The 16627-nt window shown below is 65.8% G+C and carries 17 protein-coding genes; 10 read left to right on the plus strand and 7 right to left on the minus strand.

Features of this window, described 5'->3' with window-relative positions; translation table 11 throughout:
- The first annotated feature begins 238 nt into the window (after positions 1–238).
- Together VM054_07085 and VM054_07090 are read left to right on the plus strand one after the other, a co-directional pair.
- On the plus strand, positions 239–946 hold the full coding sequence (locus VM054_07085) for a pyridoxine 5'-phosphate synthase (protein HUT98820.1): 708 nt from the start codon (positions 239–241) through the stop codon (positions 944–946).
- Positions 946–2271: a cyanophycin synthetase gene (locus VM054_07090; GenBank protein HUT98821.1), complete on the plus strand. Its 1326-nt coding sequence runs from the start codon at positions 946–948 to the stop codon at positions 2269–2271. Before VM054_07085 ends, VM054_07090 begins: the two co-directional genes overlap by 1 nt.
- Positions 2272–2669: 398 nt before the next feature.
- Here VM054_07090 and VM054_07095 read toward each other — a convergent pair whose 3' ends face one another.
- The 7 genes from VM054_07095 to VM054_07125 form a co-directional block, all read right to left on the minus strand.
- A complete protein-coding gene (locus VM054_07095) occupies positions 2670–3422 on the minus strand; it encodes an NAD-dependent deacylase (GenBank protein ID HUT98822.1) in 753 nt (250 codons plus the stop codon).
- 7 nt (positions 3423–3429) lie between these two features.
- On the minus strand, positions 3430–5007 hold the full coding sequence (nadB, locus tag VM054_07100) for an L-aspartate oxidase (protein HUT98823.1): 1578 nt from the start codon (positions 5005–5007) through the stop codon (positions 3430–3432).
- 392 nt (positions 5008–5399) lie between these two features.
- Positions 5400–5714: an MGMT family protein gene (locus VM054_07105; GenBank protein ID HUT98824.1), complete on the minus strand. Its 315-nt coding sequence runs from the start codon at positions 5712–5714 to the stop codon at positions 5400–5402.
- Between the two features lie 16 nt (positions 5715–5730).
- Positions 5731–6537, minus strand: coding sequence for a hypothetical protein (locus tag VM054_07110; GenBank protein ID HUT98825.1), 807 nt, complete (start codon positions 6535–6537; stop codon positions 5731–5733).
- Between the two features lie 21 nt (positions 6538–6558).
- Complete coding sequence (locus VM054_07115; protein ID HUT98826.1) at positions 6559–6768, minus strand: TOBE domain-containing protein; 210 nt, start codon at positions 6766–6768, stop codon at positions 6559–6561.
- Between the two features lie 473 nt (positions 6769–7241).
- Complete coding sequence (locus tag VM054_07120) at positions 7242–8330, minus strand: alanine racemase (protein ID HUT98827.1); 1089 nt, start codon at positions 8328–8330, stop codon at positions 7242–7244.
- Entirely contained in the window at positions 8331–8798 is a 468-nt protein-coding gene (locus VM054_07125; GenBank protein HUT98828.1) for a GNAT family N-acetyltransferase, read from the minus strand.
- A gap of 191 nt (positions 8799–8989) precedes the next feature.
- Between VM054_07125 and hisC the strand changes: the two genes are divergently transcribed.
- From hisC to VM054_07165, 8 genes are all read left to right on the plus strand, one after another.
- A complete protein-coding gene (gene hisC / locus VM054_07130; protein ID HUT98829.1) occupies positions 8990–10108 on the plus strand; it encodes a histidinol-phosphate transaminase in 1119 nt (372 codons plus the stop codon).
- A gap of 2 nt (positions 10109–10110) precedes the next feature.
- Complete coding sequence (gene purF, locus VM054_07135; GenBank protein HUT98830.1) at positions 10111–11622, plus strand: amidophosphoribosyltransferase; 1512 nt, start codon at positions 10111–10113, stop codon at positions 11620–11622.
- A 114-nt stretch (positions 11623–11736) separates the two neighbouring features.
- Positions 11737–12210 carry a transposase gene (locus VM054_07140; protein ID HUT98831.1) on the plus strand — a complete coding sequence of 158 codons (474 nt, stop codon included), beginning with the start codon at positions 11737–11739 and terminating at the stop codon, positions 12208–12210.
- Between the two features lie 166 nt (positions 12211–12376).
- Positions 12377–13420 (plus strand): phosphoribosylformylglycinamidine cyclo-ligase, encoded by a 1044-nt coding sequence (gene purM, locus VM054_07145; GenBank protein HUT98832.1) that lies wholly within the window; start codon positions 12377–12379, stop codon positions 13418–13420.
- 643 nt (positions 13421–14063) lie between these two features.
- Positions 14064–15392, plus strand: coding sequence for an electron transport complex subunit RsxC (rsxC, locus tag VM054_07150; protein ID HUT98833.1), 1329 nt, complete (start codon positions 14064–14066; stop codon positions 15390–15392).
- A gap of 10 nt (positions 15393–15402) precedes the next feature.
- Positions 15403–15786: an HNH endonuclease signature motif containing protein gene (locus VM054_07155; protein HUT98834.1), complete on the plus strand. Its 384-nt coding sequence runs from the start codon at positions 15403–15405 to the stop codon at positions 15784–15786.
- 62 nt (positions 15787–15848) lie between these two features.
- Positions 15849–16175, plus strand: coding sequence for a hypothetical protein (locus VM054_07160; protein ID HUT98835.1), 327 nt, complete (start codon positions 15849–15851; stop codon positions 16173–16175).
- A 56-nt stretch (positions 16176–16231) separates the two neighbouring features.
- The coding region (locus VM054_07165) for an RnfABCDGE type electron transport complex subunit D (protein HUT98836.1) at positions 16232–16627 on the plus strand (396 nt) is incomplete at its 3' end.

The following is a 16627-nucleotide window of genomic DNA, read 5'->3' on the forward strand; positions in this document are numbered from 1 at the left end:
GGTGAGGGCCACCCTATAAAAAAACGGGCGGGTCAGGAGACCCGCCCCACGTCATCGCAACCGGGGGTGGGGGCTGCCGCTATCCCCTCTCCCCGTGGGAGCGGCGCGCCGACGGGTCGGGGTGAGGGCCACCCTATAAAAAAACGGGCGGGTCAGGAGACCCGCCCCTACGTCATCATTCATTCCCGCCCCGAAATGAGATAAAATGTCCGGTGTAAGCTGAACCGAGGAGGAAACCATGGCCCGCCTGGGCGTGAACATAGACCACATCGCCACCCTGCGCCAGGCCCGCCGGACCTTCGAGCCCGACCCGGTGAACGCCGTGGGCATCGTGGAGCGGGCCGGGGCCTACGGGATAGTCTGCCACCTGCGCGAGGACCGTCGGCATATAGGCGACCGCGACCTGCGCCTCATCCGACAGGTCTGCCGCAGCCACCTGAACCTGGAGCTCGCCGCCTCGGACGAGATCATCGAAATCGCCCGCGAGGTCGGCCCCGACACATGCACCCTGGTCCCCGAGCGCCGGGAGGAGGTCACCACCGAGGGCGGCCTGGACGTGGCCGGGCGGCTCGCCGCCTTGAAAGAGGTCGTCGAGCGCTTGTCCCCGATTCCCGTCAGCGCCTTCATCAACCCGGTGGAGGGCCAGATAATGGCCTCCCTGGACGCCGGGTTCACCGCCGTGGAGCTGCACACCGGGGAGTACGCCAACGCCAAGCCGGGGCCGGAGCGCGACGAGCGGCTCTCGCGTCTGGCGCAGGGGGCGGAAATCGCCGCCGAATTGGGGCTCTACGTCGCAGCCGGGCACGGCCTCACCTACCTGAACGTCGCCCCCGTCGCGGAGCTTGGCGTTTTCGCCGAGTACAACATCGGCCACTCCATCATCGCCCGCGCCGTCTTCACCGGCCTCGAGGAGGCGGTCCGCGAGATGGCGCTCCTGGTCGGCTGATGGGCTTCGACGAGGCCCAGGCCTACCTCTACTCCTTCGCCGATTACGAGCGGAAGGACCGCTTCACCTACGACACGCGGACGTGGAACCTGGTCGCTTTCCGTAAATTCCTGGACGAGCTGGGCGCCCCCGACGGGGCGCTTTCCGTCGTCCACGTGGCGGGGACGAACGGGAAAGGGGCGGCGGCGGCGGCCCTGGCGGCCCTTCTAACCGCGGGCGGAAAAAAGACCGGCCTCTACACCTCCCCCCACCTGGCGACCATCCGGGAGCGCGCCCGCGTGGACGGCGCGATGATTTCAGAAACCGACTTCGCCCGCCTCACCGGGAAGCTCAAAAAAGTTCAGGCAAAATCCGGCCACGGCGAAGGCGGCGGCTACCGCACGACTTTCGAGCTACTCACAGCCCTGGCGCTCCTCCACTTCGCCGAGGAAAAGGTGGAGTGGGCCGTGCTCGAGGTGGGCCTCGGGGGGAGGCTGGACGCCACCAACGTCATGGCGCCCACGCTGTGCCTATTCACGCGCATCGCCCTGGACCACGAGGGGGTGCTGGGCGAGGGGCTGGAATCGGTGGCGCGGGAGAAGGCGGGAATTTTAAAAGCCGGCGTCCCGGCGATTAGCGTCCCGCAGGAGGACGTCGTGCGGGGTATATTGGAGGCGCGGGCGGCGGAGGTCGGGACGGAGCTGCGTTTTCTGGGGGAAGACGATTTCGCGGGCCTCGGCTTGGACGGGGACCGCCGGGTGCTCTGGAACTCGAAGCCGCTGGCGCTCAAGGGGGATTTCCAGCGGGGGAATCTCGGTCTGGCGCTGGCGGCGTACCGATTTCTGGCCGGACGCTTCGATTTCCCCGCGGATGAAGATTTACTTTTACGCGGATTGACGGGGCTGCGCTGGCCGGGGCGTTTCGAGGTCGTGGGTGAAAAGCCGACCGTCGTCCTGGACGGCGGTCATAACCCGGCGGCGCTGTCGGCCATCTTTGGCGAGGTGCGGCGGCTGCCGGCGGAGCGCAGATTCCTCGTCTTCGGCGTTTCCGCGAACAAGGATATTCCCGCGATGTGCGCTCTGGCCGGGTCCTTCGACCGCATTTTTTTGACGGAGGCGGACAGCCCCCGGGCGGCGGCGGTGGAGACCCTGGCCGCGCTGCTGCCGGTGGAGAAGACCGTTGCGGTTCCAGGCGGTCCCGTGGAGGCGTTGCAGGCGGCTTTGTCGGAATCACGGCCGGGGGATTTGATTCTGGTCGCGGGATCGCTGTACGTGGCGGGGGAGGTCAAGGCGCGGGCGGCGGAGCTGGGGCTGGACGGGTCGTTGGAGACGTGGGCCGCGCCGTGAGTGCTGCGACGGCGTAGGGGCGGACCTTCAGGTCCGCCCGTTTTTTATAAGGTAGCCCTCACCCTTAATCCCGTCGGCGCGCCGCTCCCACGGGGAGAGGGGGACAGGGTACCGCCGCGTTCTCCACGTTCGCGGCCCCGACCCTCACCCCAGCCCGTCGGCGAGCCGCTCCCTAAAAGGGAGAGGGGACCGCTGCACCCCTCACCCGCGGTTGCGATGACTTAGGGGCCGACCTTCAGGTCGGCCCGTCTTTTATGAGGAAGCCCTCACCCCTAGCCCCGTCGGCGCGCCGCTCCCACGGGGAGAGGGGGACGATGGGCCGCCGTATTTACGTTCCCGGCCTCGACCCTCACCCCAGCCCGTCGGCGAGCCTCTCCCTGGAAGGGAGAGGGGGGCCGTCATGCGAGGATTTTCGGCAAAACGCGGCCCGCCGGCTCGAAGAGCGACACATTGCACCGCTCCGTCAAGAGCGTGGGCTCGATGTTGACCTCGACCACGTACGCCCCGGCGCGGCGCGCCAACACCGGCAGGCTCGCCGCAGGCTGCACCTCACCCGAGGTGCCGACCACGAACATCAGGTCGCACCCCTCGGCGGCCCGGAAGGCGGCCTCGATCACCCGCCCGTCCAGCGCCTCCCCGAACCAGACCACCGACGGGCGCATGAGCGACGCGCAGTCCGGGCACAACGGCAGCGGGTCCGCCTCCCCCTGGGTGACCTTTTCGAGCCAGTGGCGGCTCCGGTCGTCGGTGGTCGGGCAGGAGAGGCATTGCTCGCGCCAGATGTTGCCGTGGAGCTCGAGGAAATTCACGGAACCGGCGAAGGCGTGGAGGCCGTCCACGTTCTGGGTGGCCAGGGTGAGGTGGACCCGCCCGGCGGCTAGGGCGATGGCCCGGTGGCCGTCGTTGGGCTCGACCTCGAGGAGCCTGTTCCGCCGCTCGCGGTACCAGCCCCAGACCAGGGCGGGGTTGCGTTGGAAGGCATCGAGAGTGGCCAGGTCCTGGGCGCGGAAGTTCTTCCACAGGCCGCCCTGGCCGCGGTAGGTGGGGACGCCGGATTCGGCGGACATCCCCGCCCCGGTGAAGACAACGACGCTCGCCGCGTCGGCCACACGCCGCCGGAGGTCCGTAATCACCGCTTCGGTCGCACCCATCTTCCCCCTAACCGAACTGGGTGAGAACCGTGTCTTTGGCCCAGTGGACGTCGTCGGTCTCGGGGCAGTCGCGGTTGAAGTGCAGCCCGCGGCTCTCCCGGCGCCCCAGCGCGCTCTGGACTATCATGCGGGCCACCTGGGTGATGTTGCGCAGCTCGATGAGGTCGGCGCAGAAGCCCCGCCGGAAGGTGTCCTCCACACTGCGGGCGATGAGCCGGAGCCGGTCGGCGGCCAGGCGCAGCCTGCGGTCGGAGCGCACGATGCCCACGTAGTCCCAGGTCAGGCGGCGGACGTTGTCCCAGTCGTGGTCCAGGGTGACCATCTCGGTGGGCTGGCGGACCTGGGGGACCTCGGTGGGCGGGGCGTCCACGGGCGGCGGACCCAGCTCCTCCAGCCAACGGGGCAGGTCGCCCGCGGCCTCGTGGGCAAAGACCACGGCCTCCAGGAGCGAGTTGCTCGCCAGGCGGTTCGCCCCGTGGACCCCGGTGCAGGCGCACTCGCCGACGGCGTAGAGGCGGGGGAGGTCGGTGCGGCCGCGGAGGTCGGTCAGGACCCCGCCGCAGAAATAGTGGGCCGCCGGGACCACCGGGAAGGGTTTCTCCGCGATGTCGTACCCCAGCTCCAGGCAGCGGCCGTAGACGTTGGGGAAGCGCTTTTTCAGCTTCTCCGCCCCGACGGGCGTGGCGTCCAGCAGGACGTGCTTCTCGCCGGAGGCCTTCATCTCGGAGTCAATGGCCCGGGCGACGATGTCGCGGGGCGCCAGCTCGGCGCGCTCGTCGTAGTCGAGCATGAAGCGGCGGCCGTCGTTGCTCAGAAGCCGCGCCCCCTCGCCCCGCAGCGCCTCCGTTATCAAAAAGCTCCGCTCCTGCGGGTGGTACAGGCACGTGGGGTGGAACTGGACGAACTCCATGTTCGCCATCCGGCAGCCGGCACGGAGGGCCAGGGCCATGCCGTCGCCGGTGGCCACGTCGGGGTTGGAGGTGTAGAGGTAGACCTTGCCGGCGCCGCCGGTGCAGAGGAACACGGCCCGCGCGCGGTAGAAGACGACCTCGTCCCCCTCCACCGCCGCCACCCCGGTGCACTGGTTGAGGCCGTCGGGCCCCGGGGCCAGCGTCAGGTCGTAGGCCAGCGAGTTGGTGACGATTTCCACGCCGCGCTTGCGGGCGGCGGTCAGGAGCGCTTTCTCTATCTCGTAGCCGGTCAGGTCGCTGGCGTGGACGATGCGGCGCGAGGAGTGGCCGCCCTCCCGGCCCAGCTCGAATGCGCCGTCGGGCTCGCGGGTGAAATCGGCCCCCAGCTCCACCAGCTCCCGGACACGCTCGGGTCCCTGGCGCACCATGAGCTCCACGGCGTCTAGGTGGCAGAGGCCGACCCCGGCGCGGAGGGTGTCGTTGACGTGCTGATCGAAGGAGTCGCCGGGGGCGATGACCGCCGCGATGCCGCCCTGGGCCAGGTTGGTGTTGCTCTCGGCGGCTTCCTTCTTCGTCAGAACGACGACGGAACCGTGGGAGGCGGAGCGCACGGCGATGGAGAGCCCGGCGATGCCGGAGCCGATGACCAGGAAATCGCATTCGCGCAGTTTCATGGTGACGGGGGTCCGCGTTGAGGTGCGGGGCTAGTTTAGTCCCGTTGGTGGATTGGTGTAAAGGGGGACGGCGCCGCGTCATGCGTTTTGCGATGATGTAAGGCGGTCCCTCCGCGGGCCGCCGTCATCACGTTCCCAATCTCGACCCTCACCCTAGCCCGTAGGCGCGCCTCTCCCTGGAAGGGAGAGGGGACCGATTCACCCCTCTCCCCGGCACTGTATCGTTGCGCTGGCGTAGGGCGGGGAATCCTTTCCCCGCCGCATTTAAAAGGTGGCCCTCACCCTCAATCCCTCTCCCGGAGGGAGAGGGAGGCCGCGGGCCGCCGCGTTTTCGACGATTCCTACCCCGACCCTCACCCCAACCCTCTCCCTAGAAGGGAGAGGGAGCCGCTTCAGGCCGGGGTCCAGAGGAAACGCTTCAGGTCTATACGGCCCCGGTCGTCGAAGATGACCCCCTCGGCCGCGAGCATAGCCCGCTGCTCCTCGTACCCGCGACCCGGGGGCAGGGAAATGGTCCCCCGGCCGTTCACCACGCGGTGCCAGGGGAGGCTCTCGGTTTCCGAGGAGGAGTGGAGGAGGCGGACGACCTGGCGCGCGGCGCGGGGGTTGCCGGCCAGGTCGGCTATCTGCCCGTAGGTGGCCACCCGTCCTCGCGGGACGGCCCGGATGAGGGCGAGCGCCCGCCGGGTGAAATCCGTCTTCGCCATTCGATTCCGGCCCTCTTTAGGGGACGATGTGGATCGAGACCTTCGTGCCGTCGTGGGGGTGGATGCGCGCGGAGAAGCTCTTCCCGAGCTTGCTCTGGATGAGACCTATAACGTTGGTCGGCAGCGGCACGTCCTTTTCGAAGGTGTACGTTTCGGCGCCCTTGGGGCTCACCTCTATGGTGAGGTGGACGACGGGGTTGAAGTCCTGGCTCCGGCCGGTGTCCTCCAGGGCGAGGTACTTGGCGGTGCCGTCAATCCCCTCGGCCTCCAGGAGCCGCTTGTCCATCTCGCTCCACTTGGAGCCCACGGAGGGCGCCTCCGGCTGCTCGCCCGACGAGCCCCGCTGCCAGTCTATGATGATCTTGTCCGGGTTCTCGGGGTCAATCTTTATCGGTATGACCGCGCCGGGTTGGAACTGCGGCACCGCCGACCGGGGGATGACGGTGTCCAGGCTGACCGGGTAGGGCGGCACGCTGCCGTCATGTACTTCCAGTTGCAGGTTCAGAAGCGGCTGGTCGTTGATGGTGACTATCCCGCCCTCGGAGTTCTCGCCGATGGCCTGCACGATGGCGGTGGCCTGCCGACCCTCCGCCTGGATGCGCTTCGATTCCTTGGTCCCGAAGAAGGAGCCGAAGGCGCTCTTGAAGGGTAAGAGCGACATAACGACCACGAAGCCGATGAGGATGACCCAGATGATGACGTTGACGACCTCGCCCAGCTCCTCCTCGGGGTTCCACCCCGCTATCTCCGGCAGCAGGGCGTAGAGGATCAGGGGGATGGGGGCGAGGAAGGGGAGGATGAAAAATTTGCCGATTCTTGCCATGCCGGACTCCTGTGGGGTTGGTTATTCCTTGACGGGCAGGACGTTGACGGCCTTGACCACGAGGCGGACCTCGTCGCCGGGTTTCAGGCCCAGGTGCTCCAGCGACTCCACGGTCAGGACCGAGGCCATCTCGGCGGGGGTCGTGACGTCGAACTTGACCAGGGCCATGACGTCGCCCTTATTGACGGAGGTGACCCGGGCGGTGATTTGGTTTCTGGCGCCGTACTTCACGACGACTCCTTCGGCTGGAGTGCAATGGTGCGGTCAGTTTATCCCAGGGCGCGGAATCGTGTAAAGGGCAAAAAAGCGCCGCGCCGGGCCGCGCCGGGTTGCGACGATGTAGGGGCCGACCGACCGGTCGGCCCGCGGGCGACCGTGGACGGCCGCCCCTACGGGTTTGATACGCGGATTATCGTAGGGGCGGGTGTCCACACCCGCCCGTATTCACCCCTCTCCCCGGCCCGTAAGCAACCCTCCGCCCAGAGGGGGGAGGGGACATAAGGCAGCCCTCACCCCCATCCCCGTAGGCGAGCCTCTCCCACAGGGAGAGGGGGGCCTTTTCACCCCTCACCCCAACCCTCTCCCTGGAGGGGGGAGGGGACGCTGCAACCCCGGCCCTCGCTCCGCTTCTTGCGACGACGTAGGGCGGCCCCGTAGGACGAGTCCTCTGCGGGCCGCCGCTTTACACCTCACCCCGGCCTCCGTCACACCACGCGCTTCTCGATGTACTTGGAGTGCATCAGCCGCGCCGCTCCCATGTAGTTGGGCTTGAAGCGCACCGAGCCCCCTACCCGGTAACGGGGGCGCCCGCCGCGGCCGAGGTTCGATTCCAGGCTGTAAACCGTCATGTCCGAGGTGGTCCCGGCGAACCGCATCCGGTGGTCCTTGGGCGTCAGGTTCTCCACGGCGACGTCCATCATGCCGAAATCCACTATGACCCGGTGCCGGAGCTCCTCCCCTTCGTGGGTTTGGGCGCGCCCGACGTGCCCCCGGCCGACAACCCCTTCCGGGACGCTGGGCTTGCGCTTCAGCTCGAGAATATGGCCGACGAAATCGAAGGCGTCGGTTGAGAGGTTGCGGAAGCGTTTCCCGGTCAGGGGGGTGGTCCCGAGGAGGGCCGCCTCGCCGATGCGGAAGTGGTTGACCGCCGCGGGGACCTTCCGCCGCCTCAGGAGCGGCAGGGTGATGGAGCTCCCGCCGGAAACGAGCTCCAGACTCCGGCCCAGGCGGGCCTCCAGCAGTTGCCTGTACAGGCTGAGCTGGATGAGTTTGTCGTAGGTGGGCTCCACGCCGTGCATGCAGCCCAGGTTGGTCCCGATGCCGAGGATGGTGATGTGCTTCAGCCTGAGTATCTCGGTGTAGAAGTCGAAGATCCTCTCGGCGATGACCCCCTCCCGGAGCTCGCCCATCTCGAGCATGACGATGACGCCGTGCCGTCGTCCCGAGTCCGCGGCGGCCTCGTCCAGGGCACGGATGGTGGCCAGGGAGGAGTTGAGCGAGACGTCGGCGTAGCGGACCACCGAGCGGACCAGTCTGAGCGGCGGCGGCTTGAGGTACATCGTCGTCATCCCGGGCCGGAGCTGCTTGACCCTCATCAGGCCCGAGAGGCGCGAATCGGCGATCGAGTGGAGCCGCTCCACCACCGGGTCGGAGAGGAGCCGGTGCAGGGAGGGCTCGTGTCCCGAGAAGAGCTTGGTCACCAGGGTCCAGCGCTTGTCGTACCGGCTCAGGTGCTCGTCGAGCTTGCGGATGTTGGAGAGTATCTTGGCGATGTTTATCCGGAGGTGCGCCATCTACTCCTCCTCCGGGGGCCGTTTCCAGCGCATCTCGATGTAGACCTTGGCGAAGCCGAGTCTGGAGTAGATGCGTCGTGCGGCGTTGTCCGGCTCCACGTGGAGGGCGACGTCGCCCTCGCTTTCCTCCAGGGCGCGGCGGACGAGCTCGGCGCCGGTGCCCAGGGGGGCCCGCCTCCGGTCGGCGGCCACGTAGACGAGGTAGTTCTCCGGGATGTAGCCGCTCATGCCGGTGCGGTTCATCACCGCCGCCCCCACCGTTTCCCCGCCCTGCTCGGCCAGGAGGACGAAGCCGCCCTTGCCGGCCTCGGGGGAGAAGGCGTACTCCAGCGCCCGGGCGATGGAGGTCCGGTCGTCGCTGAAGCGGCCCAGGTGCTCGTGGAGGAAATCCACCACGTCGCCCGCGACGAGACCGTCCGGCAGGTCCTTTTCTTCGGTGATTTTCAAATATGTGAGCAGGGAGACCATCCCCTTTCTCGGCAGGTTTTTTCCGGTATGTCCGCTCCGGGCGGGGCGTTCACGCGATGCCTTTTATAATTATAAGATATTTAACGCTTTATCGCAAGGGCCCTCCGCGGGGCCCTTTACCTCCCCCCTGGACCGTGTTAAAATCCCGTTCCACTATCCACGCCCACCGCCAAAACCCAACGGGAGCCGCCATGTTCCGCGTGCGCGAGACCGTCAAGGGCATCCGCCCCTACAAGCCGGGCAAGCCCTCCGATGAGCTCAGGCGCGAGCTGGGCCTCGAGGGCGAGATAATCAAGCTGGCCTCCAACGAGAACCCGCTCGGGCCCCCGCCGCGGGTGATGCGCGCTCTCCGGGCGCACGTGGGCGAGGTCCACCTCTACCCGGACGACGCCTGCTACTACCTGACGCGGGCCCTGGCCGAGCACCACGCGGTGGACCCCTCCATGATAATCGTGGACCGGGGCTCGTCGGGCGTCATCGAGCTGGCGGCCAAGCTCCTCTTGAACCCCGGCGACGAGGTCGTTTACTCCGAGAAGAGCTTCCTCATGTACCCGCTGATGGCGCAGACATTCGGCGCCGTGCACCGGAGCGTACCCCTGCGCCCGGATTACGTCATAGACCTGGACGGGATGCTGGCCGCTATAACCCCCAAGACCAAGCTCGTCTACCTGCCCAACCCGAACAACCCCACGGGGACGTACAACGACGCGGCTTCGCTGGGGCGGTTCATCGGGGCGCTGCCCGACCACGTGGTCCTGGCGCTGGACGAGGCGTACGTGCTCTTCGCCGACGACATGGTCTCCGATTACGAGTCGGGCCTTAAATTCCTCGTCTCCGGCCGGCGGAACGTCTTCATCCTGCGCACCTTCTCCAAGTCCCACGCCATGGCGGGCCTGCGGGTGGGGTACGGCATCGGGGACCCGGAGCTGGTCGTCGAGATGCACAAGGTCCGCGCCCCGTTCAACGTCGTTTCCCTCTCGCAGCACGCCGCCCTGGCCGCCCTGGAAGACTCCGAATTCGTCGCCCAGACCCTGGAGGTCAACCGCGCGGGGATGAAGACACTCGTCGAGGGCCTGCGGGGGCTGGGATTCGAGACGGTGCCCTCGACGGCCAACTTCGTGCTTTTCCCCGCCGACACGGCGGAGCGCGCCGCCTTCCTCTCGGACGGCCTGTTGAAAAAGGGCGTCATCGTCCGGCCCATGACCGCCTTCGGCCTCCCCGACCACATCCGCGTCACCGTCGGCCTGGACTGGCAGATAGAGGCCTTCCTCGAGGGTCTGGCGGCGGTGTTGAAAACCGAAAAGAAGTGACCTTGAACCACGCGACCGAACCGGACCGTCCCCGCGAGGAGTGCGGCGTATTCGGCATTTTCGGCCATCCCGAGAGCGCCGTTTACACCTACCTCGGCCTCTACGCCCTGCAGCACCGGGGCCAGGAGTCGGCGGGCATCGCCTCGCGCCTGACCGACGGCACCATGCGCTTCCACCGGGCCATGGGCACCGCGGCCGAGGTCTTCGACGAGCGTGAGCTGAGGCGCCTCAAGGGCGACGCCGCCATCGGACACGTCCGCTACTCCACCACCGGCGCCAGCCGCCTCCTCAACGCCCAGCCCATCTACGTCGAGTTCGGCAAGGGCAAGCTCGCCGTGGCCCACAACGGCAACCTCACCAACGCCCAGAGCATCCGCCGGAGCCTCGAGGCCCAGGGCTCCATCTTCACCACCACCACCGACTCCGAGGTGATGGTCCACCTGATGGCGATGAGCCGGGAGAGCGAACCCGAGGGGTTCATCGGCGACGCCCTGCGGCGGTGCCAGGGCTCCTTCTCCCTGGTGGCCCTGACCCCGGACCGGCTGGTGGCCGTGCGCGACCCGCGGGGGATACGCCCCCTGTGCCTGGGCACCCGCGAGTGGACCGACGAGGCGGGGGAGGCCCACCTGGCCTGGCTCGTTTCCAGCGAGTCGTGCAGCTTCGACGTGATAGACGCGCGCTACGAGCGGGAGATAGCCCCCGGCGAGATGGTGGTGGTGGACGCGGGTGGCCTGCGGAGCGTGTGGCCATTCGATCCGCGGCCCGAGGCGTTCTGCGTCTTCGAGTACGTCTACTTCGCCCGCCCGGATTCGGTCCTGCGGGGCAAGAGCGTTTACGGCGTGCGCAAGGAGCTGGGCCGCCGCCTGGCCGTGCAGCTCGCCGAGGCCGGAATCACCGGCGACGTGGTCATCGCCGTCCCCGATTCTTCTAACCCCACCGCGCTCGGGCTGGCGCAGGCCTCCGGCATACCCTTCGAGTTCGGGCTCATCCGCAGCCACTACGTCGGCCGCACCTTCATCGAGCCCAAGCAGCAGATACGCGACTTCGGCGCCAAGCTCAAGTACAACCCAGTCCGCACCGTGCTGAAGGATAAGAGAGTCATCTGCGTGGACGACTCCATCGTGCGCGGGACGACAAGTAAAAAAATCGTCAAGATGCTCAAGGCCGCCGGCGCCTCCGAGGTCCACCTCGCCATAAGCTGCCCCCCCTGGCGCTACCCCTGCTACTACGGCATAGACGTCAGCAACTACATGGAGCTCGTCGCCAACGAGAGCTCCTCCATGGACCGGGTACGGGAGTTCATCGGCTGCGAGACGCTGACCTACCTGACGCTGGAGCATCTTTTGGAGGGGACGGGTCTGCCGGTGGACAGCTTCTGCCACGCATGCTTCGACGGCATCTACGTGGTGCGGCCCGAGGGGCCGGTTCACGGGCCGGGCCAGCCGCAGCTATTCCTCGGCTTGGCCGACGCCCCGTCGCACAAGGAGTCCGAGTTCCCCGAGGGCGAGCGGTAGGTTTTAGCGATTGTCCGCGAGGTTGAATTACGATGTGTCGTCGGTACTGGGGCGATATGGCTAGGGAAGTAGACTCGTAGGGGCGGACCTTCAGGTCCGCCCGCGGAACGGCGAATGGCTGAAAATCAACCCAAACGTCTCACCGCGCCGCGGCTGCATTCATTCAAATACACCGGCCCGTACGCGTATTTCATTACCATCTGCACCTACTCCCGCCTACCTCTTCTAAAAGGCGAAACCCTTGTTTCCGGTATTCTAGCCTTATTGGAATCGGCGTGTGACGAGGAGAGTTTCCACCTTATGGCGTACTGTTTCATGCCTGACCATCTGCATCTTTTGGTCGCGGGCGAAGAGAAGAGCAGCCTCGCCAAGCTGGTAAAGAGGTTCAAGCAGAACAGCTCGTTTCATTACAGGGGAGGCGGAGGTTCCCACTTGTGGCAGAGAAGCTACTACGACCACGTTTTAAGGTGTGAGGAGGAAGTGGTCGAAGTTGCCAGGTACATTTGGGAAAATCCTATTCGAAAGGGTCTGGTTGAAACTATCAGTGATTATCCATTTTCGGGTCCCGTTGATTTAATGCCCTCGTGAACGGACACGGGCCGACCTGAACGGCGCGCCGTCGGTCGGCCCCTACGAGGGTGTACCGGAATTGAAAACAGACCCGTAGGGGTGGACCTTCAGGTCCGCCCGTGGTTGAATCGAAAAAGACGATTGGCTGAAGCCGTTGACCGTGCTTGACCGCGAAAGGGGCCGGATGGACCAGGGGCGCAATCCGTACGCGAAGGCCGGGGTGGACGTGGGGGCCGGGGAGCGGTTCGTCGAGGCCATAAAACCCCTGGCCGCCTCGACGCGCATCCGGGGCTGCGTGGACGCGCTGGGCGGCTTCGGCGCCGCCTTCGACCCGAAAGCCGCCGGGCTCGAGGACCCGCTCCTCGTCTCCGGCACCGACGGCGTGGGGACCAAGGTCCTGGTCGCCATCCGGGCCGGGGTCCACGACACCGTCGGCATAGACTGCGTGGCGATGAACGCCAACGACGTGCTGTGCGCGGGGGCGCGGCCGCTCTTTTTCCTGGACTACCTCGCCACCGGGAAGCTCGACGCGGAGCGGGACACGGCGATTCTTTCAGGCGTGGCCGAGGGCTGCCGTCGGGCGGGCTGCGCGCTCATCGGCGGCGAGACGGCGGAGATGCCGGGCGTTTATAAGGAAGGCGACTACGATTTGGCCGGGTTCGTCGTGGGGGCGGTGGAGCGGGGGCGGGAGTTTTCGCCGGAGAGGGTGACGCCGGGCATGGCGCTGGTGGGCCTCGGCTCGTCGGGGCTCCATTCCAACGGATTTTCGCTGGTGCGGCGGCTGGTTTTCGACGTGGCGGGCCTGGACGTGGACGCGCACGTGGACGCGCTGGGTAAGACCGTGGCCGAGGAGCTCTTGACGCCCACGCGCCTCTACACGAAGCTCCTGCCGCTGTTTAACAAGCACGGGACGGCGGCGCTGGCGCACATCACCGGGGGCGGCATCGCCGGCAACCTGGGGCGTGTGATCCCGCCGGGGGCGAAGGCCGTCGTGAAGCGTGGCAGTTGGCCGAAACAGTCGGTCTTCGCCTGGCTGCAAAAAATCGGCAAGTTGGCGGACGACGAGATGGAGCGGGTGTTCAACTGCGGCTTGGGGCTCATCGCCTGCGTGCCGGAGGAGAAGGCCGAGGCGCTGGTGGCCGATCTCGCCAAGGCTGGGGAGTTCGCCTACCGGGTGGGCGAGGTGGTCGCCGCCGACGGGGAGCCCCGGGCGGCGGTGGTGGATTAGGCGCCGGGCGGTCCGAGCCCGTTCCGTGCCGCGTTGCGATGACGTAGGGGCCGACCTTCAGGTCGGCCCGTTTTTGCCCCTCTCCCTAACCCTCCCCCCAGAGGGGGGAGGGGACATGCACCCCTCACCCCGGCCCGTCGGCGCGCCGCTCCCTGAGAGGGAGAGGGGATAGCTGCACCCCCCTCCCCGGCCCGTTGCGATGTCGTAGGGGGCGACCTTCAGGTCGGCCCGTTTTTGCCCCTCTCCCTAACCCTCCCCCCAGAGGGGGGGAACATACGGCAGCCCTCACCCCCATCCCCTCTCCCACGGGGAGAGGGGGGCCGCTACACCCCTCACCCGCGAGTGCGATGACGTAGGGCGGCCCCGTAGGACGAGTCCTCTGCGGGCCGCCGCGAATTGCGATTACGTAGGGCGGGGAATCCTTTCCCCGCTGCTTTTTTTAAGGAAGCCCTCACCCCCATCCCCGCGCCTCGCAGGCCTCCCCCGGGGAGAGGAGGGCCACGGGTCGCCCTACATTTATAAACCGGCGGACTATTATTTACCCCCTTGGCAACCGCGGTCCGGTTGTGGCAAAATCTGAGTCCCTTTGCTCCGCGCTTTCGGTAACCAACTCCGCCCCGCTTCCACCCCCCGGAGGCGAGATATGCCCCTGACCTTCACCGGCGGCGTCCACCCCCCCGAATCGAAGCACCTCACCGAGGCCCGGCCTATCGAGCCCGCCGCGCGCCCTGCCGAGGTCGTCGTCCCCCTGTCGCAGCACATCGGCGCCCCGGCGACCCCCGTGGTCGAGAAGGGCGCCGTCGTAAAAGCGGGCCAGGTGGTCGGCGAGGCCTCGGGCTTCGTCTCCGCCCCGGTCCACTCGCCGGTCTCCGGCACGGTGAAGGCGGTCAGCGACCGTCCCCACGGTCTGGGCGGGAACCAGCCGGCGGTGGTCATCGAGCCCGCGGAGGAAGACGAATGGGCGCTCATGGAGCCCTTCACCGACCTGGACCGGACGCCGGTGGAGAAACTGGTGGAGCGGATCCGGGATGCGGGGCTGGTCGGCATGGGCGGAGCGGCCTTCCCCACCCATGTCAAGGTCGTCCCCCCCAAGGGCCACACCTTCGACACGGTCATCCTCAACGGCGCGGAGTGCGAGCCCTTCCTCACCTGCGACCATCAGCTCATGCTCGCCAAGGGCGAGGAGATCGTCAAGGGCCTGAAAATCCTTTTGAAAATCACCGGGGCCCAGCGGGGCTTCATCGGCATCGAGGCCAACAAGCCGGACGCGGTCAAGCATCTGGAGGAGCTGACGCGCCACGCGGCCAACATCAACGTCGCCGTGTGCCGGGTCAAGTACCCCCAGGGGGCGGAGAAGCAGCTCATCAAGGCGATCACCGACCGCGAGGTCCCCGTGGGCGGGCTGCCGTTCCAGGTCCGGGTTCTGGTGCAGAACGTTGGCACGGCCTACGCGGTGTGGGACGCGGTGGCGAACGGCCGTCCGCTCGTGGAGCGCGCGGTGACCGTCACCGGCCCCATCGTCAAGGAGCCGAAGAACCTGTGGGTCAAGGTGGGCACGCCGGTGGGCGAGCTCCTGGAGCGCTGCGGCGGGCTCACCGACGACGCCGCGCGGTTCATCCTCGGCGGGCCCATGATGGGACTGGCCCAGCACCGCTTCGACATCCCGGTGACCAAGGGCACGTCGGGTGTTCTGTTCCTGCCGCCGCCGCGGCCCGAGGACTTCATCGCCACCCCCTGCATCCGCTGCGCCCGGTGCGTGGACACGTGCCCGATGAACCTGGTGCCCTGCGAGGCGGCCACCTTCTCCGAGGCGGGGAAGCTCGACGAGGCCGAGCTCTACGGCGCGGGGGACTGCATCGAGTGCGGCTCCTGCGCCTACGTCTGCCCGGCCCGGCGGCACCTGGTCCAGTCCATCAAGGTCTCGAAGCCGGCGGTGCTCAAGCGCCGCGCCGAGCGCGCCAAAGGGGCCTAAGGAGGCAATAATGGCTTGGAAGATAAAAATAGCTTTTTCGGAAAAAAAGAAAAAAATGGTGTGGAGTAAACATCCAGATAGTTGTGCTTATTGTTTAAAAGAAATACATTACGACGATCACGGTAAGTGTCAAGCTAATCCACCTGAGACAGCATGGGAAATAGAACATGATGTACCTGAAACTGATGACTATTGGAAAATAACAGGTAAAGATCCTCATAATATAGACAATCTATGGCCGGTTTGTTGTGATTGTAATGATACGAAAGACGAACTATGGGGGTATGAGTATTTAGATATTCTCAAGAGTGAGGGAATTATGTGTGACGAAGCTGTGTATGGAGAAATATTATCAATTGCTGCAATTAGGAAGACAGAATTGTTAGATGAATAGAATCCTATTTTAATCTTGTTACATGATTTACATGTAGATATTTGCAGCCTAAGGAGAGGAAGATGGACAAGAACGACTTTAGTATTTCTCTTGACATTATTGCTGTTGAGATTTTATTGAAATGTGTATTAGATGATATACAAAAAATGGATGTATACAAAGCAAGTTTGGTAAAGAAGGTATTTGAAAGAGTCAACGATAAAATTGAATTTTTGACAGGTGATGTTGAGAATATAATAAAAGATACATCATTTGCTAAGTTAAAAAAATTTGTATTTGAGCTTCTAGAAGGCTATCCGAACCAAGAGCTGATTGGTTATTGGCAAATTGATTATATTTTTGATGGGTTAAATTACGATGAATTAAAAAAGGATGGAATAATTGATTGATAGGTTTAAAACAACGCAGGATACCTTTTTTAACACCGTTCGGGAGTAAGCCCTAGATGCCCAAAGACGACGACATCCCGGCCGAAGGGGCCACCGGGGAAGGCGAATCGCCCGGGGATACGGCCAAGCCTGCGCCGGAGCCCGCGCCCGAATCCGCCGAGAAACCGAAGCCCAAGCCCGCCGCCAAGCCCGTCCCCAAGAAGGAGCCGGAGAAGTCCTACCGCCTCTCCGTCTCCGCCGCCCCGCATCTCAAGAGCCCCGAGGACACCGCGAGAATCATGCGCTGGGTCCTGGTCGCCCTCCTGCCCGCCCTGGCGGGGGCGGTGTGGTTCCAGGGCTGGCGGTCGCTGATGCTCGTCGCCGTCGCCGCGGTGAGCGCCGTGGTCTTCGAGGCGGTCATCCAGCTCGTCACCAAGAAGCCGGTGACCGTCATGGACGGCTCGGCGGTGGTG

Source organism: bacterium (assembly GCA_035528375.1).
GTDB lineage: Bacteria > RBG-13-66-14 > RBG-13-66-14 > RBG-13-66-14 > RBG-13-66-14 > RBG-13-66-14.

Coding starts and splice junctions, on each gene's coding strand:
- VM054_07085 (HUT98820.1), top strand. CDS start 239: ATGGCCCGCCTGGGCGTGAACATAGACCACATCGCCACCCTGCGCCAG.
- VM054_07090 (HUT98821.1), top strand. CDS start 946: ATGGGCTTCGACGAGGCCCAGGCCTACCTCTACTCCTTCGCCGATTAC.
- VM054_07095 (HUT98822.1), bottom strand. CDS start 3,422: ATGGGTGCGACCGAAGCGGTGATTACGGACCTCCGGCGGCGTGTGGCC.
- nadB (HUT98823.1), bottom strand. CDS start 5,007: ATGAAACTGCGCGAATGCGATTTCCTGGTCATCGGCTCCGGCATCGCC.
- VM054_07105 (HUT98824.1), bottom strand. CDS start 5,714: ATGGCGAAGACGGATTTCACCCGGCGGGCGCTCGCCCTCATCCGGGCC.
- VM054_07110 (HUT98825.1), bottom strand. CDS start 6,537: ATGGCAAGAATCGGCAAATTTTTCATCCTCCCCTTCCTCGCCCCCATC.
- VM054_07120 (HUT98827.1), bottom strand. CDS start 8,330: ATGGCGCACCTCCGGATAAACATCGCCAAGATACTCTCCAACATCCGC.
- VM054_07125 (HUT98828.1), bottom strand. CDS start 8,798: ATGGTCTCCCTGCTCACATATTTGAAAATCACCGAAGAAAAGGACCTG.
- hisC (HUT98829.1), top strand. CDS start 8,990: ATGTTCCGCGTGCGCGAGACCGTCAAGGGCATCCGCCCCTACAAGCCG.
- VM054_07140 (HUT98831.1), top strand. CDS start 11,737: ATGGCTGAAAATCAACCCAAACGTCTCACCGCGCCGCGGCTGCATTCA.
- purM (HUT98832.1), top strand. CDS start 12,377: ATGGACCAGGGGCGCAATCCGTACGCGAAGGCCGGGGTGGACGTGGGG.
- rsxC (HUT98833.1), top strand. CDS start 14,064: ATGCCCCTGACCTTCACCGGCGGCGTCCACCCCCCCGAATCGAAGCAC.
- VM054_07155 (HUT98834.1), top strand. CDS start 15,403: ATGGCTTGGAAGATAAAAATAGCTTTTTCGGAAAAAAAGAAAAAAATG.
- VM054_07160 (HUT98835.1), top strand. CDS start 15,849: ATGGACAAGAACGACTTTAGTATTTCTCTTGACATTATTGCTGTTGAG.